Origin of the sequence: Leptolyngbya sp. Heron Island J, assembly GCF_000482245.1 — a bacterium.
In the GTDB taxonomy this organism is placed as follows: domain Bacteria; phylum Cyanobacteriota; class Cyanobacteriia; order Phormidesmidales; family Phormidesmidaceae; genus Leptothoe.
The window spans coordinates 33,792-52,348 of the sequence record NZ_AWNH01000046.1; the positions used below are offsets into that span (position 1 = coordinate 33,792).

Consider the following 18,557-nt stretch of genomic DNA (forward strand, 5'->3'; position numbering starts at 1 on the left):
ACTGTTTTGTTAGTCGTCTTCATCCGTTAAGCAACGCCATGACTCTGACTGCCGCTCGACCCAAAATCAACGAGACCTTTCGTATTACCCCCCCAGCCCTAGACATCCCGGAGCGTCTGCTGCTCGGCCCTGGCCCTTCCAACTCCAATCCCGACGTGGTTGCCGCTATGAACCGGCAGCCCATCGGTCATCTAGACCCAGCCTATCTGGATTTAATGGATGAAGTACAGGCGATGATGCGCTACGTCTGGCAAACCGAGAACCAGATGACATTGCCCATCAGCGGCACTGGTTCTGCCGCTATGGAGGCCACTCTGGCCAATACAGTCGAGCCTGGGGATGTTGTGCTTGTCGGCATTAACGGCTACTTTGGCAACCGCCTGGTGGATATGGCCGGTCGCTATCGAGCCGATGTCCGCAGCATCAACAAACCCTGGGGACAGGTCTTTAGCCTAGGCGAACTACGTGCTGCCCTCGAAGAGCATCGTCCTGCCATTCTGGCTCTGGTCCATGCCGAAACCTCTACCGGTGCGCGTCAGCCCCTGGAAGGTGTAGGTGATCTGTGCCGTGAGTTTGACTGTCTGCTTCTGGTTGATACGGTCACTAGCCTCGGTGGTATTCCTATCTTTCTAGATGAGTGGAAAGTAGACATGGCCTATAGCTGCAGCCAAAAAGGCTTAAGCTGCCCTCCAGGCAGCTCCCCCTTCACCATGAGCGAGCGGGCCCTGCAAAAGTTGGACCAACGTCAGACCAAGGTCGCTAACTGGTATTTAGACATTTCCTTGCTGCGTAACTACTGGGGTAAGGATCGCACCTACCATCACACTGCCCCGGTTAACATGACCTACGCAATCCGTGAGGCGCTACGTCTAGTCACTGAAGAAGGATTAGAGAACTCCTGGGAGCGTCACCAAACGACCGCCGAGAAACTGTGGGAGGGCCTGGCAGATTTGGGTCTTAATTGTCATGTGGATAAAGAATATCGTCTGCCAACATTGACAACAGTTCAGGTGCCAGAAGGTGTTGATGCGAAAGCGGTAACCAGTAAGCTACTCAATGACCATAATATTGAGATTGGCAATGGTTTGGGTGAACTAGGCGGTAAGGTCTGGCGTATTGGCCTGATGGGCTATAACAGTCGGCCAGAAAATGTAGACAATGTGCTAGTGGCTTTAGGCAAAGTTATGGCAGAGCTGTAACTGGCTAATTAACAAAAGGTCTGTAAAAATCACCTCTGCTGAGAACCGAAATATTTTCAAAGTATCAGCAGAGATTTTTCATATGAGAAAAAATCGTGTATGTCTCATCAGTTAATATTGCAGTAAAAAATATCAAATTTCTTTGAATTATTTATAAGTTCCTAAGAACCACTCATCCCTGTTCTGATCTGAGCGAGCTAGAGTAGTACTAATCGAAGCGACGTGCTTTGAAGTCATATAAGTCGCGCTTTGTCTAGTTTCCATACTTAAATTCGGAATCAGTGACTCATGGCTGATGGATTCAAAGAATATAGGAGTGTCGGCGAATTCCCACTCCACATTCAAACGTTAAATAGAGAAGAGCTTGAGGCTACTTATCAAGATATTCGTCAAGAATATAAGCGCTTATCCATTAGTCGTGGGCAGTTAGTAAGGCGTCAGACAGAAGCTAAAACCAAAGTTAAGACACTGAAGCATAGCTTGGCTAATGTTAGTTCCGCTTTGGATACTCTTAGTCGGGATAAAGAAACTCTGCAAAAGTCTTTAGCTCATAGTGTTCAGTTACAAGGGTCAATTCGAACAGAACGTGATCAGCTGTCCAGCAGTGTGCGTGATTTGAAGCAACAGCTTGATGCCACTGCTGGTCTATTAGATGAATTTGAAAACGTCTATGAGGAAGTTAAGGATAATAAGAGCCTAGGCGGCTTCTGGCGATTACTACAGGCTGCAAAAAGACTTTTGACCACAGATATTAGCCAACTAATGATGAAACGGGCAGATGTGGTGGTTGAAGACGACGAAAACGATTTTCTAAAAGAAGATCAAGCTAGTATTAATCGTAGCTTACTTGATAACCGAGGTTAACTCATGGGGCGCTTAACGGATTCACTCAGAAAAGCCTCAGCAAAGTTAGATAACATCGAATCGGGTATCGATAAAATGTCATCTCTGAGTGAAGACTTGGCCAAAAATACGGCCAATGTAGCCGATGCTTCGCTCAAGTTAGGATATACCTATGCTAGGGCTGAAAAAGAATTAACTACTGATGCTCCTACGCAAGCTGAAAAAGCTGATGACGTAGCTTCAAAAATAGCGACGCTCAGTCAACAGCTAGAAAAAGCCCGAAGTTCGCAAAACGCTTTTCAAACCTGGAATGATCTATACCGCCTTCAACAGGTGCTAGTAGTTCAATATTTGCAGGAGCAAGATATCGAGCCAGCTGTCCTAGAGCAAGTTCACCAGATATTAAAGTTGAAAAGCATTAAACAGGCTCCTACTCTAGCTAACAAAATTTTGAACCTGGCTCCGTCTAAAATTCTGCGCTTGCTAAAGAATCCGCTGAAGTATAAATCACACCTGCTGGATAGATAATGACTGACGGGATCTAGATGGGCTCAGCTTTCTAATACCTTGCTGCCAGTTACCCGCTGATAATGCTCCACCACGGGAAACGGATCATAAAAGTGGTGCAACAGCGCCTTCCATTGTTGATATTCTTCTGAACCGCGAAAACCTTGAGTGTGATCCTCTAAGGTTTGCCAAGTCACTAGCAATATATATCGGTTCTCTTTTTCGATGCACTTTTGCAATTGGTGGCTGCCATAGCCAGCCATGGAGCTAATAATCGACTGGGCTTGCTGAAATGCAGTTTCAAAGGCGTCGATTTCTCCGGGTTTGATGTCAAGAATAGCGACTTCTAGAATCATGGGTTGAGTGAGTCAATACTGGCAGATCTTCTAGAATAGAGCTATGTTCGAATTCAATCCTGATGAGTGCTATGTCCTTAACACGCTTACCACTCCCTACAGATACCTGGACATCAGTTGCCTGGGATGAGTTCGTGCAGTTGGTTGAACGGCCTGAACATCAACACCATAAAGCCTACTATTCCAATGGCAAAATGAGGCTGGAAACCATGCCAACAGGTTCCGATCATGCAAGAGACCATGCCATCCTCATGCTGCTTATTGGTCTTTTCGGCATGGTTACGGGTATTCCCCTTGATCCTCGTGATGCTTGCTCTTATCGCAGACCCGGTAGCGATGAATTTCAACCGGATATCTCTTACTACGTTGGTGATCATGCGAACTGTATCCCTAAAGGCACTCGCATCATTAACTTAGAGCAACATCCCAAACCAGATCTGGTGATCGAAATTTCCGACACGACCCTGGCTGATGATAAAGGTGAAAAACGTCTTCAATATGAAGCGTTACGTATTTCTGAGTATTGGATTTGGGATGTTAGAAATGTCCAGCTGATTGCGTTTTCGATTTCGCCAGATGGCAGCAGCAAACGTATTGACACATCAAAAGTACTCTCAAATTTGACCCTGAGTCTGATTGTAGAGGCACTACGCCGCAGTGACGTTGCCGATCAGTCAGCAATTGGTGCATGGTTTATGGAACAGATTCGTTAGTCAGTCTAAACTTAACGACGGATCTCCATAGCGGCATTATAAATGGCTTCATTTCTGCGCACTGACTTATCCAAGTCCACCACTGGATTGGGATAATCCACACCAATAGTCACATTGCAACGCTTCTGCTCGTCTGCATCTAGTTTCCAGGGGCTGTGAATTTTTTTGCGGGGTACCTTGGCTAGCTCTGGTAGCCAGTGTTTTACATACTTTCCATCTGGATCATAGTCTTTTGACTGTTTAGGAATATTGAAATAGCGAAAACCGCGAGCGTCGTTGCCGACACCAGCTGTGTAATTCCAGTTTCCCCAGTTGCTGCAAACGTCGTAATCTATCAGCAGCGACTCAAACCACTCTGCTCCCATGCGCCAGTCGATGCCCAGATTTTTAGTTAAAAAGCTGGCGACGTTTTGTCGTCCCCGGTTTGACATAAATCCAGTGGTGACTAACTCTCGCATGTTGGCATCCACCAGCGGATATCCTGTCTCACCTCTGGTCCATTGTTCAAATCGTTGCCAATCTTGTTTCCAGTCGACTTGTAACCCTCGTAATCCTGAAGGATAAAACACGGTATCGCCATGTTTGGCACAGATAAACCGAAAAAAGTCTCGCCAGAGTAGCTCAAATATTAGCCAATAGGTGGAGTCATTTTTTACACGTTTAGCTTCATAGGCTCCCACTTCTTCGTAGATACGACGGGGTGAGAGACAACCCAGGGCCAGCCAGGGGGAGAATTTAGAGGAATAGTCTGCGCCTAACATGCCATTGCGAGTTTGTTCGTAGACGCGCAGTTTGTCTACATTCCAAAAATAATGTTGCAAACGCTGGAGGGCTGAGGTCTCTCCTCCTTTAAACGACAAGACGCCGCGTGGCTCGGGAGTTTTGTTGTCTAATCCTAGACTGGCTAATGTAGGCAGCCTACCTGGCTCAATAGTGGGCAGTGGCGACAGTTTTGTGGGGGCTACAAAGGCTGGATAAACTGAGCTGCTTTTTTCGACCTTTTTGCGAAAGGCGGTGAAGACTTTAGGGAGCTGAGAGATTTCAAAGGGTAAATCGTCGGGATGGTAGAGGGTGGCTCCCCAATACACTTCATAACTGATTTTGAGCTGGGTGAGTTGTTTTTCTAGGGCTGCATCCACAGCTAGCTCTTCGCTGGTGACTTCTTCGTGCCAGTAGACAGCGTCTACCTGCAGTGCTTTGGCAATGATAGGAATTTCGTCTTCGGGTTTGCCATGACGTACGACGAGATCTGAGCCTTTTGTCTGTAAGGATGCTTGCAGGTCAGACACGCTTTCTAGCAAAAACTGGGCACGATATACACCGGTTTTGGGAAAGCCAAAGCTGGTTTGGCTAAATTGACGTGGATCAAAACAGTAGACGGGAATAATCTCTGCGTTTTGCGCTAGGGCTCGGTGGAGCGGTTCGTGATCGTGGAGGCGGAGGTCATTGCGAAACCAGAGCAAAATGCGCATGAAAAAAGGTTTGAGTTGGGTGGGGAGAGGTAGAGCGTTTAATTTTTCTACCAAAGCAGTATGCTAAATAAAAGTTAACAATTTCTTCCCATAAAAGAAAGGAACGCAAACGATGGCGATTAAGGTGGGTGATACGGCTCCGGATTTTACATTGCAGTCCCAGTCTGGGGAGTCGGTGACGCTATCTAGCTTTAAGGGTCAGAAGACTGTGGTGCTGTATTTCTATCCCAAGGATGATACGCCTGGCTGCACTACGGAGTCCTGCACATTTCGTGATAGCTTCCAGGATTTTCAGGATCTGGGGGCTGAGGTGATTGGCATTAGTAGTGATTCTCCAGAGTCACATCAAAAGTTTGCTGGCAAGTATAGTCTGCCGTTTACTTTGGTGAGTGATGCTGATTCAAGTGTGCGTAAGGCTTATGGTGTACCGGCTACCCTAGGTTTGCTGCCAGGGCGTGTGACCTATGTGATTGATCAAAGCGGCACCGTTCGTCATGTGTTCAACTCCCAATTCAATCCTAAAAAGCACGTGGATGAAGCGCTTACAGTGTTGAAAGGGTTGGGCTGATTTGTTGATTTAGCCACGCGATGACTGCAGGCGACCGGGCTGTGAAGGTAATCACATATTCTTGCTCGGTCTTGCCTTGCTGTTGCACTTTGGCATAAATGTCGGTTTCACGTACCTCTAGCGGCGCTGTCTGGGTCTGGATTGTCAGCTTAATGTTGGTGAGTATGCTGAGGGGCTCAACATCTTTGATGTGTAGCAAGGCTGTTTTGGCGGAGAGTTTGTGGAGACTTCCCTGATGATGTTGGGCTCCAACTTGTTTGTTTTCTAGGGCTACGTATTCAATGGGGATGGTTTCAATTAGGGGCTCTAGGGGAAGTTCTTCTGTGGTAAGAGAAAGATTGTAAAAGTCGCCGCCGATGCCGGTGACGTCATAGATGGTGATGGGGCGTTTGATGCCTTTGGGGTAGACTTCGAGCTTGCTTTGGATAGCCAGGCGATGATTGTTGATGGTATCCATCTCTTGGTGGGTGTCTTCGGAAATAAAGATTTGACCGCCTGTGGTGTAGGACTCGATGCGAAAGGTGAGGTTGACGGCACCGCCGATGACGCTGTATTTCGTTCGCTTCTCGGAGCCGATGTTGCCGACGACTACCTGGCCAGTGTTGATGCCGATGCCCATTTCTTGTTCAGGAAAGCCATTGGCCCGCATGGCGGCATTGACTTCGACCATGGCTTGTTGCATTGCGATCGCACATGCCACGGCCCGGTCGGGATGATTATCATTGGCCACCGTATTAGGAGCTCCAAAAATCACCAAAATGCCATCCCCCATAAACTCATCAATGACGCCCTCATAGTCATTGATCACATCGGACATATAGCCCAGATATAGATTCAAAATTTTGACTACCTTTTCAGGGGGCAGCTGTTCTGATAGGGCTGTAAATCCCCGGAGGTCAGAGGTGAGAATCGTGATTTTACGAATCTCGCCGCCTAATCTAAGATTGTCAGGATTTTCCAGCAGATTTGCCACAATCTGATCGCTTAAATAGCGGCTAAAGGTGCGACGAATCTGGCTGGCACTGCGAGCCAAATAGGTATTGACGCCAGAAGCAGCGCCGACTAAAGCCATTAATGGCGGAATCACCGGCACCCACCAGCCTGCTAGCAATAATGCATAGGCACCCAGGACCAAAATCGAAGCAACGGCCACCAGTAGAGCCATTTGACGCAGGAGCGTACGTTTGCCTGGATCGCGCTGTATCCAGGTGATTGTTGCTCCCAATGCAGCCCATAGAAAAATCCAGAGAATTTCCATTGGTTCTGACCAGGTGCGGATCAAGGCTCGACCCTCTAAGGCCGCGCTGATGATTTGACTAGTAATATTGGCATGAATTTCTACCCCAGCCATGGACTTGGGCAGGGCCAACATCTTACTGCTGTGGGGTACGAAGAATCTATCCTTCAGGCTTTCGGCTATAGAGCCAATCAGAATAATCCGATCTGTAGCCCAGTCATCGGCGATTTCATCATTAAGTACAGCTCTTAAGGGGACGGTTTCTATCAGCTCGCTACCGCCGCGATAATTAATTAATGTTTGATAGCCGCCAGCATCGGCCCGGACATACCCACCATCGTTAGCTTCCAACGGTCGAAAGACTGCGCCATTAAGCTGCCAGGAGTCTGTATTATCGACGGGTTCGGGGCCAATCCCTTCAGCATCTAAATAAAGCAGGGCCAGATACAGGGCAAAACTGGGGGCCTGGTCACCTTCAGGGGTGGTCACCATCAGCAGTCCCCGTCGAATTGTATTGTCGTTGTCTACAATGCCGTTGTTGATGCCAATTTGTCCTAGTTCTGCCAGGGTGGGGGCGGCATCAATCAGATCCCGCTCGGCATTGTCTCCTAAAGTGCTGCGAATACCTACCAGATTAGGGGTACTACGAAAAACTTGTTCTAGCTCGGTATGGCCGGGTTCTACGGGAACATCGCGAATAATATCGAGACCAATCGCTCTAGGGTTTTGTTGAGCCAGTTTTGAAATTACTTCAGCATAAATTCCATCGGGGATAATAGCCTGGCCTAGTTCCCGAATGTCTTGCTCGTCGATGCCAACAATGGCAATCCGTGGGTCGGTCTCTTCAGGCCGCCACTGTAAATATTGGTCGTAGGTGCGCCACTCTAAGGGCTGTAACAGCCCTGCCGCCCTCAGAAGAACAACAAGAATGGTGGCAGTTGGCGTGGCAATGGCTACCCCGCGCCACTGCCACCACAGCTTTTTCAGGTTCATTATTCAGCGCCGCTGTGGTTGATGCCATCCAGTAGCTGCTGCAGGTCACTGGAATGGTTGGGGGTTGCTGTCGGTGTCCTTGCTGGGACTTCTCCTGCCAAATCATCCTGACCTAAGATGGGTTGTGCAGCGACAGAATCGAGGTCAACCGATGTGAGTAGTTCGGCCCAGGCAGTTGGGTTTTGAGACCGAATAGAGGCGGCTAAGGCGATGGTTTCTTGCCATGCACCAGCGGCTGCATAGAGTTCGGCCTGGGCCAGTGGATCATTGGCCACGGCGTTGAGTTCGGCTAAGAAATCGGGACTGGCATCAAGCCGCTGAATGCCACCACCCAGCAGGACATCGTCTCCACGATCGTCTGGGTCACAAATCAGGGCAAAATCCCAGTAGTATAGACTGCCGGAGGCAAAGGTGGGGGTGACGCCGTCTGCCTGGTATCTGGGCAGGTCGATTGGGAGGGTGCCAGGGGTCTCAGGCAGTGCAATAGCCTGTTGAAAAATTTCATCCCCCAGTTCATTGACAATGGTCAACTCTGCGCCAGCGGCTACGGTTTCTGGAATGTAGAACCAGAGGGCCATAGGAATATTGGTGTCGGCTCCAAATGCGGTTGCGATCGCATTATGAGGCAACAACGATGTCAAGGAAGGCCGATTTTGAGGGTCCAGACAGATCTCACCGCGAGTCGCCATGGATGGTCCCCGAGCAGGGGCACCGCGATCGCGGGTTTGAGGAAACTCTAAAGCATAACTAGGACCAGCACCAACCACTATCAGGGTAGCAAGCGCAGCTGGAATACAACGCAAAGGAATAGACATGACGATTTCTTCTCTAACAACCTCTGATTACGCGGGACTAAGTGATATGTGTGTTTGAATAGTTAACTGTTCTTACGCAGAACTACATGATTTTCAGAACCTGTTTCGGTAACTTTTGAGTAGACCAGTGGGGAAACTGTCTGCCAACAAGGCTGACAGAATCATGCTCTAAAATCTCTTAAATAACTGTTGTAATGTCTTGTAGACGCAGGTTGGTCAACTTGATCGTAGCTTGATCATAGGTGACTACCCATGAAAAATTGACTCGTCGGTTCTACAGACACATGAGTAATCGTTATTACACTCAAACACTTACCCGCTAGGCACATCAGTCATCCTCTTCAGGACGCTCAAATGAGACTTCGAGATCAATGGAGCGTTCATCATCCCTGAGGCCAAAATACCGAGCTTCGATCCCTGTAATATCCGTATCAGCATCCAACGGCACTAAAGAGGTGACCGAACCCAATGACAATAAATCCCCCGGTCTCAGGTCTACACCCTGGCTCTGCAAAGTATCCCGCAACCAGCGCACAGCATTAATTGGATGTCCCAATAAGGCGGTACTATTTCCTTCAACCAAAAATTGACCCCTGGCATTTTTGAGGACAACTCGAATATTGGCCAGCTGATCCAGACCACTATCTTCAGACTTCAGATCAATTGGGTCGCCCATGACACCATATCGCGCCCCGGCATTGACGGCTACCATGGCCCCAGCATTAATCGAAGCGTCTTCTTCATAAATCAGGTCGGGTAGCTCTAAAAAAGGAATGACGGCATCCAAAGCAGCCAATAATTCTAAATCTGTTTCTGCTTGATTAATATCGGCGCTACCGACCCGGACCATCAAATCCCCTTCAGCTTGAGGGCGGCTGCCAAACTCAAAGGGCAACTCTGCTCCACTTTCAAGCAGCATATTCTCTAGCAGGAAGCCGTAAAGCGGGTGGGTAATGCCTAACTGTGACTGGGATTTGGGATTAGTTAGCGCCACTTTGTAGCCGACGATTACACCTTCATCGCCGGCTTCGCTCATTAAACGACGGACAAAGTCGATGTGAATTGAGTCAATTTGGCGTGATGATAGACCTTCCGTCAGGATAGGGGCTGGATAACCAGCGGTGTAGTGCTGGAACAATGAAACTGCTACCAGGTCTGTATAGCTTTGGGCTAACCGTAAGGGTTGTAATGGCTTAGGCCCCAACTCCTGGGCTTGAATAGTTGTGGCTCCACCAGCCATGAGAATGCCGAGGCCCATGCCCTGTAGCCAGCGCCAGTATTTCATACTCCGTTCCCTTACTTTTAGTAAATCGTCTAAAGATTAAATTTATCTGGCTGGCGTCGTCTGTTGATCTAAAACACCCCTAAAAATTTTGCCAGCACCAGTGTTCAGAAGATTATCTAGCTTACAAAGATTTTTCTATAAATGCATCAATAAAGGTGACGCCTGGCCAACTGGCTTGTGTAGAATTTGTTTTGTACGTGAAGCTGAACATGTGCTCACATGGTCTTTCTAACTTCTGTGTGCCCTGACTTCTTTTTAATCTCCCTCGCCAATCTTCCAGAGCATTTTGTTACTGTATATAAAGACATCTACGATCATTCCCATAGGCGATGGTGCGACCGTATGTCCGTTGTCTTAGCGAAGTCATAACCTATGAAGGCGGTAGTTTTTAATTCGACCGTTCAGGCCATTTCTGCGTCACCTACAGTGACTCGGGAGAGGGCGGGACAAACCACCCGAAAGCCATATCCTAACTACAAGGTGATTGTGCTCAATGATGATTTCAACACGTTTCAACATGTGGCTGAGACGCTGGTGAAATATATTCCCCACATGACCCCCGATCAAGCCTGGAAGTTGACTAATCAGGTGCATTATGAAGGGCAAGCTACCGTATGGATTGGACCGCTTGAGCAGGCAGAACTTTACCACAGTCAGTTAATTCGAGCTGGGTTGACTATGGCTCCCTTAGAGCAGGCTTAGCCCATGGCATCTACTCCCAAAGATCTGCGTGGTCGCGTCGTGCTTAACCATTCGACTCATATTCCTGGTTTGATTGCAATTTTGCAAAAGCTGGCGACCCATCCTCAAATTACAACCGTGACACCGGCGGTGATTAGCCGGGGGCGTTCCAATGCGCCAAAGCTGCGCTTGAAAGTGTCTGTCCCAATTCGTGGCGGCTTTAAGTTGATTGCCCGCAAAGGTAAGTCGGTGCAAGAAGTGTTTGTGATTACTGACTTGAGTGCAGAGCAATTGGCAACTGTGATTGAGACGGTACTGTAGAGAAACGGTGCTTAGGGTCTTTTGACGGTAGTCAATGGTCAGCAGTTAATGGGGAATAGAGAGGACAGGAGAATTTTACCCACTAGCGCTCAGCGGCAAGAAGGGAAGGCACGATTTGCGATCGCCAAAGGCATGGCTACGGGTACCGCAACCGCTTTTTATCGCTCTACCAGCCAGATAGGTCGTGATCTAGCCGTGTTGGCGGCGGCCATCTATCGTCAGCAGCACGGCCGGTTGCGTGTCATTGATGCCATGACCGGCTGTGGTGTTCGTCCTCTACGCTATCATTTGGAGGCTGGTGCTGAATGGGTCTGGGCCAATGAGGGCAATCCTGACCTACAGGCGGTGCTCAGTGCAAATTTACACCAGGGGATGGCTCCTGACACTTATCGCATTACCCATCAGGATGCCAACCAGTTATTTTTTAGCTGTGCCCAGCAGCAAGACTATTACGACCTGATCGATATCGATAGCTTTGGCAGTCCTACGCCCTTTGTCAATACAGCACTGTGGGCTATTAAGTTCGGAGGACTGCTCTATCTCACCAGCACCGATGGCCGAACGACCAGCGGTCATGCTTTAGAGAGAAGCGTGCAGATGTATGGGGCTTGTGCCCGCAGTCATCCTGCCGTTCACGAGCAGGGATTAAGGCTGTTGATTGGCTGTGCAGCTAAGCAGGCCGCTACCAGAGGGTTTCACATTGAGCCGGTATTCTCGATTTTTAATGGCTCTATCCATCGGGTGATGGTACGGGTTGTGACTGGCTCTTGGCAGGACAAGCACTATGGATTTTTGGCCTATTGCCACAGCTGTGGTCAGTTTCGTACGGCTGATTGGCGACAGCTGGGTCAGCTGGGCTGCGAAGTTTGTGGAACAGCACCGGTAGTTAGCGGACCCATGTGGCTAGGGCCACTCCATGACGCAGCCTATATCGCTCAGATGGCTGCTTTGGCCCATCAGTGGCGTTGGCCCCAACGACTACAGCGGCTATTGGCGATCATGGGTGAGGAGACGGCGATGCCCCCTTACTACTATCCTCTGGCGGAGATTGGGCGTCGGGGCCAGATGGATGTGCCGGCAAGGGATCGGTTGATTAGGAGGATTTGCGATCGCTCTTATCGCGCCACCCGCACCCATCTCGATTCCCAAGCCATTAAAACAAATGCCCCTTTAGCCGTTTGTCTAGAAATCGCTAGGAGCTTACGTGCTGGCTAAGCTTTGAATCAGCTGGTTTCTAGACAGGTGGCGAGATATTTGGGGATGGTGTGGGCTGTAGCATTTTCTGCAAAGCAGAAAGCAGTTTGGGGTTGCCCACATCATTTTGCAACTGTTGAAACACAGAGTTCATATTGATACGACTCAATTCCTCTTCACCAGTATCTGTAATCTCATATATAGTTAGGCTTTCAGACTCTGAGATGTTTCTCAGCCATCCTACGTCACGTAAGCGTTGGAGAATATTTAGCAGATCGAGAAACAATCCCAATTGATAGTTCAAAAATTGTGTTAACGGATAATATCGCTGAAAACGACTGTTGGACAAAATTAAAGCCAAAAGCAGAAAATCAATAGCTTCTGACTGATCTTCAACGGTCCTTTTAGTATTGGATGTCATACGTTAAATTTGGTGTATAAAATGAGACTTAGTCATGTTTTAAAGCGTGACACATACATCCTGATTCCTTGGATGAAAAGCGATTTGCGTTTTTTAGAAGACATTCAAAAACGACTCTGAGTTCCTTAAGAACAGACAGATATAATCTTTTATGGTGCGTGACCTGGCTGATATGTTGGTCTCGCGTTTTTCAAACGTGCTTATAGTGTAGATCTTAGCTTAGGTAGGCAAGCGAAAGATATCTGCAAAAACAGCATATTCATCCGGTATGCGTGAGACACTGGGCCGGTCATAAACAACTAGTAAATTGTCTTCGCCTAAATACGAAAACAGAGTGATACCTTCAGCAAAATCACAACCCATCGTCAGAGGCAAATTAAACAAAACATTCAGAGCATCAGAATCCTGACTCCAGATGGTATCGTTGCCATGCTCCACAGCATCTTTCAGCCGAAAGATTTGCATAGCTCCTGAAAGCACCATAGTTGGTCCAGCTAAGATTAATAAATCCTCGTTATGAAAACATAAATCTCTGACCCCAAGACCATTTAAGTCAACGAAGTGCTTACGATAGTAAATATCTTTGTCTAAAGCTTTAAGAGAGAGAGTTCCTAATTTGTTTTCTTCCAGCTCAAGTTCTAAAATAATAGCCCACCCTCTCAAGACTGGGCCACGTAGCCCTAAAAAGACTTTATCTTCAGCTACAGCCAGACCTTCGATATCTAATCCATTATCTTTTGAAGGAATGGTCAAAAATGGAGCAATATGCTCATCTTTAGCCAGAGCAGTCATTAATGGGTTTTTATCTTGGCTAGGCGGCAGGGCACCAGCAGTGATTGATTTAGCTGTTTTTACTAGCTTGCCTTCAACAACGGGTATACGCGCTAACAAATAACGATTAGCGTCACTGGTAATAGTTGCTAGCCGCTGCACATCCTTTTTAACCTTTTTCCCCTTAGGTTGTTTGCGCTTAACACTGTGGGAACCCACCAGCCACAAATAGCCATCAGCATAGTCCATGCCTTCAATATCAATTTCAGATTCGTCGTCTACCAAAGAGACAAAATCACCGACGGGCACAGCCTGATGTTGATCGTAGATACAGTGGTCAGTTGGCTGTAATCGCTCAATCGAGATAAATTCATCGGACCCCAGCCAGAGACTGCCATCTGGCGTTGTTGTTACTGCTGATAAGTTGCCTGCTAGTTTGGGATCAGGATCACCAAATTTTAGTAAAACACGGTTGAGTAAAAAGCTATTAGTCACGGATGTTTACCACATGTCATTGAGGTTTGACCGAGTATACCGTTAGCCAAGACGCTGATTCGAAAACTCACAGCAATGTTAATAACTATTGGAGGTCCTGATTTTCGTTGCCATAGGAATCGATGTTGATCCAGCTAATAGAACCTTTCCCAAGGCTTTATTGGCTCAATCAAGGGCATTTTGCCCCGTGCGAGCATAGTGGATTCTAAGCTTTAGCCCCAGGGTTACTTGCTTCATGATCCAATAGAGCACTGTGAGTAGAACAAATGAAAAGAAAATAACAGCTAACGGTCGCTTTGAAGTCAAAGTGTTAAGGGTGACAGCCAGAACACTGGACGGGTCAACAACAATATCCCAACTGTTAAGTCGAATAAAACGGCCCAGATAAATGCCAAAAGCGCACAGTGCGTGGAGTCCAATCTCGACTGGCCCAGTGAGTGCTTGTAATCCCTTTTGTTGCAGGTAGAAATTTACATTTAAAAGAGCAATCACATAGGCTTCAAATCCTAAAATAATGGCCACCATATGCATTGGAATAAATATAAAAGCAATCACCCAAATCCTGATTGTGCCAACACTGGTGCCACGAATCAGGTGAAGAATATCGGTCAAAACATAAGGCGCATTGGGAAGAAAGGCGATAAAAGTCACCAATCCTATCCACCACAGCCAGAGCTTCCGTGTATGCGATTGTTTAAATAGCCAAACGCTGATGCCAAGAGCAATCACCATAACCCCGGCCAGCCAAAGCAACTGGAGTAAGGTGCTAGGATCACCTGTCTGGATACCACGAACGACACCCAACGCAAACACTCTAAGTCTGGGCAGCCTCGACTCCAGCCCGACGATACCAATTAGGGCAGTTCCAAAACAGGCTAGCGCAAACCAGAAAGGAGAAAGTGCTTTCCGGCGAAATAGCTTAAAGCTAAGCAGCATTGGAATAAAGGCTAGAAATAAGTTCCACCAGATCCAACCGCTGTAGAAGTTATTGATGCCCTGGTAAATGTCAACGATGATCCATCGCATAAATTTATCAACCCTATATCGGACATTACAGTTCTACTCATTTCCAAGGGCTAATTCCAGTATGGATTCTTTATAGCTTTGGGATTAAGGCAAATGAATTGTTCTTAACAGACTATTCGTTGTCATCCTCACAAGCTCCAATACTTACCCAGCTAGTCGAACCATCGTGCCAAATCTCTTTTTTCCAAATGGGAGCATTATGTTTGAGAGTATCAATGGCGTATTTACAAGCTGCAAAAGCTTCGGAGCGATGGGGACAGCCAATAGCCACAAGCACGCTGATTTCTCCGACTGTTAGTTTGCCGGTGCGGTGATGAATCACAATGTGGGTTACATCGGTCCATTTGTTGCGGATCTCAGCGGCAATTTGTTTAAACACGGCGACTGCCATCGGTTCATAGGCCTGATATTCCAATGCAACAACTGCTTTGCCATCAGTGTTGTTGCGTACCATGCCACTCATGACAACAATGGCTCCATTTGCCTCATCATCTGCGAGTCGATATACCTCATCTAGGGATAGGGGGGCAAAGGTGATAGTAAAACTATCAGTCTCATTTGTCTGGGTTTGAACGTCGAGGTTAAAGGGTAGGCCAAGGGTCATAGCTGTGCGTATTGCAAGACGGGTGCGGGGGATGGACGCTATTTATTGTAGATAGTCCCTTGGGAGTTGCGAAACATCTTTAATATTGATGATTTAACCAACTCTGGGGGAAAATTGACTGGAAAGCGAGTTAGCTTTAAGTGACGTCTGGTTTTAGGGCTGCTGGGTTATCAGGAATAGCGATCGCAATATGAGTTCTGGAATTTTTGCTGTAGCTAACATTGGAAAATATCGGCTTTATGTCGGAGAAACCCATCAGCTCAAAACCCGCTGGGCCAAAATGATGGCGATGTTTGTCCAAGGCACATTTCCATCAAAGAAAATACAGCAAGCCTGGCAAGAATCAGGTAAAGAGCGACGGTTTACCTTTCATACTGCTCAGCAGATTTCTGAAGAGAAAACCATATTTAACTATCGTCAGTTTTTGAAAGACATGGGGGCTGACGATACATAGACACCTATTGCACGCCGCCAATTAGGTAAAGCAGAGCCATGCGAGTTGCGATACCGCTGGTCACCTGCTTTGGGACCAGGCTCAGTTCTGGGTCATCCATCAAGTCCGATGTCAGCTCAACGCCGCGATTAGTCGGGCCAGGATGCATAATTTTGACCGTTGGTTTACAACCTCGTAAGCGCTCGCGGGTGATGCCAAACTGCTGGTGATATTCTCGCAGACTGGGCAGCAGATGCTCACTCATGCGTTCATGCTGTAACCGTAGCGCCATGACAAAATCGGCATTTTCTAAAGCGGGCTCTAACTGCCAATGGATGTAAAGGTTGCGTTCTAATGTAGCAGTATGGGCCTGCTTGCTTGGCTGCTTAAATGCATCTAGAAAATGCTTGGGTAGTAAAGTTGGCGGCGCAACCAGATGCACTTCTACGCCACAGGTCGTTAAACTCCAGATATTGGAACGAGCCACCCGTGAATGTAAAATATCGCCAACAATAGTTACTTTTTTTCCCTGTAACTGCTCAATATTAGGATTTTCTGGGTCGAGAGTACTACAGATGGTAAACAAATCGAGTAAAGCTTGGGATGGATGAGCGTGTTGGCCATCGCCAGCATTGAGAATGCCCACACCTGAGTTAATCCGGTTCATCTCCTGGGCAATAATCGTTGGCACACCTGCCTGCTGATGGCGAATCACCATTAGATTAGTGCCCATGGCCAAGTAGGTTTTGGCCGTATCTAAAATGGTTTCTCCTTTCTTAAGGGATGAGCTGCCAGGCGAAAAGTTAAGAATGTCTGCAGACAATCGCTTAGCCGCTAGCTCAAAACTGCTGCGGGTACGTGTGGAGGGTTCAAAAAACAGATTAGTAATTACCTGACCCTGTAGAGCGGGTACCTTTTTAGTGCGGCGGGAAAGGACTTCACGAAAACTAGTCGCTGTTTGGAGGATGGTTTGATAGTCGTTAGGGGTGAAGTCTTCTAGGGAAATAATGTGACGACGACTCCAGATGTTGTCGGCCATAGACAGACCAAAATTGAATAGGGGACTGGGTATAGCGTTTGCGGTGTAGCAAACTGTCACACTTTAGCGACAGATCATATCTTCAGTTTGTAGGATATGAGCAAACGCTTTACTTAGTATTTCATTCGATGGTGCGGTTCCCAAAGGTATTATTAGGTTTATTTGTGGCTGTAGGGCTAACCATTGCCAGTTGTAATGGTACTGACCCTACGGATGTAGCTGACCCGTCGCCAGTAGAAGACCCTGCTGCAGAAGTTGAAGTGAATGAGAATGCGACTTCTGACGAGCTTGGTGAATCGACGGATGCAGATGAGCCTAAAGTAGAAGCCCAGACGGATACAGCGGATGGGGCTAGTGACATGGTGGCTGTTTCAATCTATGTCATGGATGACAGCTGTAGCAACTTTACAGCGGAATCAGTCAAGGTGCCTGCAGATCAAGCCATGACTGAGGCCGTGGGCGAGGTGCTAGAACGACATCAGTTTGAAGCATTTAAGCTATCGGGCTATCGGGTGAATGTTGAAGATAGTAAAGCAGTTGTTGATCTACGTTTGGCTGAGGATTCTCAGCGGCAGTTTCTGTCGTTATCGAGTTGCGAACAGCAAGGGTTATTTGGTGGACTAGAAGAGACCCTGACCCAAAATTCAACCTGGAAAGTCAATCAGGTGGAATTTACCAATCGCGGCAAAGAAATTGTCCTGTAGGAACGGCCCACCACGCCGTTCCAAGCTAACTTCCTAAGGCTTAGACACGCTGGGATGGTCTTTGAGATACCAGCGCCACGGTTGCTCAGCGGCTTTGGAAATGCCAATCCGGGTGGTTTGAACGAGTTCGTAGTAGCCCTGGTCTAGCTTTTCTTGAAATGTTGGAGCGCGATGCTCAAGCCACAGTTGGTTTTGGGGCATCAGACCAAGGCCATTGTGCTGACGATCGATAGCTAATGTCCGGCATAGCTTACCCGGACCAGCAGCGATGCGTTTTCCCTGCTTTTTATATTTGGCATCAATGGTTTGGGGCAACTGGTCTAGTTCAATGGCGCGAATTAAGACGGCACTGCCAATATTCAGTAATTCGGTGACGACATTAAAGCAGTGGTACATGCCATAGATAAAGTAGACGTAGCTATGGCCTGGTGGTCCAAACATGGCAGCATTGCTCGGGGTTCTGCCGCGATAGGCATGACAGGCCGGGTCGTCTGGGCAGTATGCTTCCGTTTCCACAATTAGACCGCGTAGGGTTTCGCCCTGAAGCTGGCGGACAAGGGTACATCCAATTAAGTCAGGAGCGACATGCAGCGTGTTGCGATCGCACCATTCAGCAGAAATCATCAGGGGCACAGACTCAGAATGTTGCAGTTGATAACAGTCATAGGGACTATGATTGCATTCCTGAATGAACTTGCTACGATCATCAAAACACCTAGAAAGCTCGACTAAGGAATAACCGTCTGTGGATATCAAAGCGATTTTGCCCGTCTTAGCCATTGTTTTCTCGGTCGCGTGCCTGTTTTTTGGTACCCAAAATGGCTTTTACGACTCTGATGACTACCATGGCAATGGCTCTGCCCACTAATGGGTGTAACAG

22 protein-coding genes are annotated in these 18,557 nt (G+C 47.6%); 11 read left to right on the forward strand and 11 right to left on the reverse strand.

Annotated elements, in window-relative coordinates:
- Positions 1-38 precede the first annotated feature (38 nt).
- From N836_RS53360 to N836_RS53370, 3 genes are all read left to right on the forward strand, one after another.
- Positions 39-1,199 (forward strand): pyridoxal-phosphate-dependent aminotransferase family protein, encoded by a 1,161-nt coding sequence (locus N836_RS53360; RefSeq protein ID WP_023073035.1) that lies wholly within the window; start codon positions 39-41, stop codon positions 1,197-1,199.
- Positions 1,200-1,487: 288 nt separating this feature from the next.
- Positions 1,488-2,063 carry a hypothetical protein gene (locus N836_RS53365; protein WP_023073036.1) on the forward strand — a complete coding sequence of 192 codons (576 nt, stop codon included), beginning with the start codon at positions 1,488-1,490 and terminating at the stop codon, positions 2,061-2,063.
- A gap of 3 nt (positions 2,064-2,066) precedes the next feature.
- Entirely contained in the window at positions 2,067-2,570 is a 504-nt protein-coding gene (locus N836_RS53370; protein WP_023073037.1) for a hypothetical protein, read from the forward strand.
- Positions 2,571-2,593: 23 nt separating this feature from the next.
- Here the strand turns inward: N836_RS53370 and N836_RS53375 are convergent, their stop codons facing one another.
- Positions 2,594-2,905, reverse strand: a complete 312-nt coding sequence (locus N836_RS53375) for an antibiotic biosynthesis monooxygenase family protein (RefSeq protein ID WP_023073038.1) — start codon at positions 2,903-2,905, stop codon at positions 2,594-2,596.
- Between the two features lie 71 nt (positions 2,906-2,976).
- Here N836_RS53375 and N836_RS53380 point away from each other — a divergent pair, with 71 nt between their 5' ends.
- Complete coding sequence (locus N836_RS53380) at positions 2,977-3,618, forward strand: Uma2 family endonuclease (protein ID WP_023073039.1); 642 nt, start codon at positions 2,977-2,979, stop codon at positions 3,616-3,618.
- Positions 3,619-3,629: 11 nt separating this feature from the next.
- Here the strand turns inward: N836_RS53380 and N836_RS53385 are convergent, their stop codons facing one another.
- Positions 3,630-5,090, reverse strand: coding sequence for a DASH family cryptochrome (locus N836_RS53385; protein WP_031292816.1), 1,461 nt, complete (start codon positions 5,088-5,090; stop codon positions 3,630-3,632).
- A gap of 112 nt (positions 5,091-5,202) precedes the next feature.
- Here N836_RS53385 and N836_RS53390 point away from each other — a divergent pair, with 112 nt between their 5' ends.
- Positions 5,203-5,658, forward strand: a complete 456-nt coding sequence (locus N836_RS53390) for a peroxiredoxin (RefSeq protein ID WP_023073041.1) — start codon at positions 5,203-5,205, stop codon at positions 5,656-5,658.
- On the opposite strand, the gene N836_RS53395 is transcribed toward N836_RS53390, so the two are convergent.
- The 3 genes from N836_RS53395 to N836_RS0138140 all read right to left on the reverse strand — a co-directional run bounded on the left by N836_RS53395 (position 5,633) and on the right by N836_RS0138140 (position 9,988).
- On the reverse strand, positions 5,633-7,888 hold the full coding sequence (locus tag N836_RS53395; protein ID WP_023073042.1) for a CHASE2 domain-containing protein: 2,256 nt from the start codon (positions 7,886-7,888) through the stop codon (positions 5,633-5,635). The two genes, N836_RS53390 and N836_RS53395, sit on opposite strands and share 26 nt — an antisense overlap.
- Positions 7,888-8,703, reverse strand: coding sequence for a DUF928 domain-containing protein (locus N836_RS53400; RefSeq protein WP_023073043.1), 816 nt, complete (start codon positions 8,701-8,703; stop codon positions 7,888-7,890). The genes N836_RS53395 and N836_RS53400 overlap by 1 nt, the downstream gene beginning before the upstream one ends.
- Positions 8,704-9,031: 328 nt before the next feature.
- Positions 9,032-9,988: a 2-keto-4-pentenoate hydratase gene (locus N836_RS0138140; protein ID WP_023073044.1), complete on the reverse strand. Its 957-nt coding sequence runs from the start codon at positions 9,986-9,988 to the stop codon at positions 9,032-9,034.
- Positions 9,989-10,360: 372 nt separating this feature from the next.
- On the opposite strand from N836_RS0138140, the gene clpS reads away from it, so the two are divergent.
- From clpS to N836_RS53415, 3 genes are read left to right on the forward strand one after another with little or no spacing between them, the layout of a single operon-like run.
- Complete coding sequence (gene clpS, locus N836_RS53405; protein ID WP_023073045.1) at positions 10,361-10,690, forward strand: ATP-dependent Clp protease adapter ClpS; 330 nt, start codon at positions 10,361-10,363, stop codon at positions 10,688-10,690.
- A 3-nt stretch (positions 10,691-10,693) separates the two neighbouring features.
- On the forward strand, positions 10,694-10,990 hold the full coding sequence (locus tag N836_RS53410; RefSeq protein WP_023073046.1) for a DUF2103 domain-containing protein: 297 nt from the start codon (positions 10,694-10,696) through the stop codon (positions 10,988-10,990).
- A gap of 48 nt (positions 10,991-11,038) precedes the next feature.
- Positions 11,039-12,205 carry a hypothetical protein gene (locus N836_RS53415; protein ID WP_023073047.1) on the forward strand — a complete coding sequence of 389 codons (1,167 nt, stop codon included), beginning with the start codon at positions 11,039-11,041 and terminating at the stop codon, positions 12,203-12,205.
- Between the two features lie 19 nt (positions 12,206-12,224).
- Here the strand turns inward: N836_RS53415 and N836_RS53420 are convergent, their stop codons facing one another.
- The 4 genes from N836_RS53420 to N836_RS53435 all read right to left on the reverse strand — a co-directional run bounded on the left by N836_RS53420 (position 12,225) and on the right by N836_RS53435 (position 15,501).
- Complete coding sequence (locus N836_RS53420; protein ID WP_023073048.1) at positions 12,225-12,605, reverse strand: hypothetical protein; 381 nt, start codon at positions 12,603-12,605, stop codon at positions 12,225-12,227.
- Between the two features lie 219 nt (positions 12,606-12,824).
- Positions 12,825-13,871, reverse strand: coding sequence for a DUF3616 domain-containing protein (locus N836_RS53425; protein WP_023073049.1), 1,047 nt, complete (start codon positions 13,869-13,871; stop codon positions 12,825-12,827).
- A gap of 165 nt (positions 13,872-14,036) precedes the next feature.
- Positions 14,037-14,897, reverse strand: a complete 861-nt coding sequence (locus N836_RS53430; protein ID WP_023073050.1) for a DUF1361 domain-containing protein — start codon at positions 14,895-14,897, stop codon at positions 14,037-14,039.
- 112 nt (positions 14,898-15,009) lie between these two features.
- Entirely contained in the window at positions 15,010-15,501 is a 492-nt protein-coding gene (locus N836_RS53435; RefSeq protein WP_023073051.1) for a molybdenum cofactor biosynthesis protein MoaE, read from the reverse strand.
- Positions 15,502-15,691: 190 nt separating this feature from the next.
- Between N836_RS53435 and N836_RS53440 the strand changes: the two genes are divergently transcribed.
- Entirely contained in the window at positions 15,692-15,955 is a 264-nt protein-coding gene (locus N836_RS53440) for a hypothetical protein (RefSeq protein WP_023073052.1), read from the forward strand.
- Between the two features lie 4 nt (positions 15,956-15,959).
- Here N836_RS53440 and N836_RS53445 read toward each other — a convergent pair whose 3' ends face one another.
- A complete protein-coding gene (locus tag N836_RS53445) occupies positions 15,960-16,973 on the reverse strand; it encodes an aspartate carbamoyltransferase catalytic subunit (RefSeq protein ID WP_023073053.1) in 1,014 nt (337 codons plus the stop codon).
- 128 nt (positions 16,974-17,101) lie between these two features.
- On the opposite strand from N836_RS53445, the gene N836_RS73355 reads away from it, so the two are divergent.
- Positions 17,102-17,677, forward strand: a complete 576-nt coding sequence (locus tag N836_RS73355) for a sporulation spore germination protein (protein ID WP_023073054.1) — start codon at positions 17,102-17,104, stop codon at positions 17,675-17,677.
- Positions 17,678-17,710: 33 nt separating this feature from the next.
- On the opposite strand, the gene N836_RS0138145 is transcribed toward N836_RS73355, so the two are convergent.
- On the reverse strand, positions 17,711-18,301 hold the full coding sequence (locus N836_RS0138145) for a DNA-3-methyladenine glycosylase (protein ID WP_031292824.1): 591 nt from the start codon (positions 18,299-18,301) through the stop codon (positions 17,711-17,713).
- Between the two features lie 121 nt (positions 18,302-18,422).
- Between N836_RS0138145 and N836_RS77885 the strand changes: the two genes are divergently transcribed.
- Positions 18,423-18,545: a hypothetical protein gene (locus N836_RS77885; protein WP_265579503.1), complete on the forward strand. Its 123-nt coding sequence runs from the start codon at positions 18,423-18,425 to the stop codon at positions 18,543-18,545.
- Positions 18,546-18,557: the final 12 nt, after the last annotated feature.

Excerpts from the sequence above, each read along its gene's own strand:
- N836_RS53420 (WP_023073048.1), bottom strand. The coding sequence starts at position 12,605 with ATGACATCCAATACTAAAAGGACCGTTGAAGATCAGTCAGAAGCTATT.
- clpS (WP_023073045.1), top strand. The coding sequence starts at position 10,361 with ATGAAGGCGGTAGTTTTTAATTCGACCGTTCAGGCCATTTCTGCGTCA.
- N836_RS53365 (WP_023073036.1), top strand. The coding sequence starts at position 1,488 with ATGGCTGATGGATTCAAAGAATATAGGAGTGTCGGCGAATTCCCACTC.
- N836_RS53360 (WP_023073035.1), top strand. The coding sequence starts at position 39 with ATGACTCTGACTGCCGCTCGACCCAAAATCAACGAGACCTTTCGTATT.
- N836_RS53445 (WP_023073053.1), bottom strand. The coding sequence starts at position 16,973 with ATGGCCGACAACATCTGGAGTCGTCGTCACATTATTTCCCTAGAAGAC.
- N836_RS53385 (WP_031292816.1), bottom strand. The coding sequence starts at position 5,090 with ATGCGCATTTTGCTCTGGTTTCGCAATGACCTCCGCCTCCACGATCAC.
- N836_RS53370 (WP_023073037.1), top strand. The coding sequence starts at position 2,067 with ATGGGGCGCTTAACGGATTCACTCAGAAAAGCCTCAGCAAAGTTAGAT.
- N836_RS53395 (WP_023073042.1), bottom strand. The coding sequence starts at position 7,888 with ATGAACCTGAAAAAGCTGTGGTGGCAGTGGCGCGGGGTAGCCATTGCC.
- N836_RS53390 (WP_023073041.1), top strand. The coding sequence starts at position 5,203 with ATGGCGATTAAGGTGGGTGATACGGCTCCGGATTTTACATTGCAGTCC.
- N836_RS0138140 (WP_023073044.1), bottom strand. The coding sequence starts at position 9,988 with ATGAAATACTGGCGCTGGCTACAGGGCATGGGCCTCGGCATTCTCATG.
- N836_RS53440 (WP_023073052.1), top strand. The coding sequence starts at position 15,692 with ATGAGTTCTGGAATTTTTGCTGTAGCTAACATTGGAAAATATCGGCTT.
- N836_RS53375 (WP_023073038.1), bottom strand. The coding sequence starts at position 2,905 with ATGATTCTAGAAGTCGCTATTCTTGACATCAAACCCGGAGAAATCGAC.
- N836_RS73355 (WP_023073054.1), top strand. The coding sequence starts at position 17,102 with ATGGTGCGGTTCCCAAAGGTATTATTAGGTTTATTTGTGGCTGTAGGG.
- N836_RS53430 (WP_023073050.1), bottom strand. The coding sequence starts at position 14,897 with ATGCGATGGATCATCGTTGACATTTACCAGGGCATCAATAACTTCTAC.
- N836_RS53415 (WP_023073047.1), top strand. The coding sequence starts at position 11,039 with ATGGGGAATAGAGAGGACAGGAGAATTTTACCCACTAGCGCTCAGCGG.
- N836_RS53400 (WP_023073043.1), bottom strand. The coding sequence starts at position 8,703 with ATGTCTATTCCTTTGCGTTGTATTCCAGCTGCGCTTGCTACCCTGATA.
- N836_RS0138145 (WP_031292824.1), bottom strand. The coding sequence starts at position 18,301 with ATGATTTCTGCTGAATGGTGCGATCGCAACACGCTGCATGTCGCTCCT.
- N836_RS53380 (WP_023073039.1), top strand. The coding sequence starts at position 2,977 with ATGTCCTTAACACGCTTACCACTCCCTACAGATACCTGGACATCAGTT.
- N836_RS53410 (WP_023073046.1), top strand. The coding sequence starts at position 10,694 with ATGGCATCTACTCCCAAAGATCTGCGTGGTCGCGTCGTGCTTAACCAT.
- N836_RS53435 (WP_023073051.1), bottom strand. The coding sequence starts at position 15,501 with ATGACCCTTGGCCTACCCTTTAACCTCGACGTTCAAACCCAGACAAAT.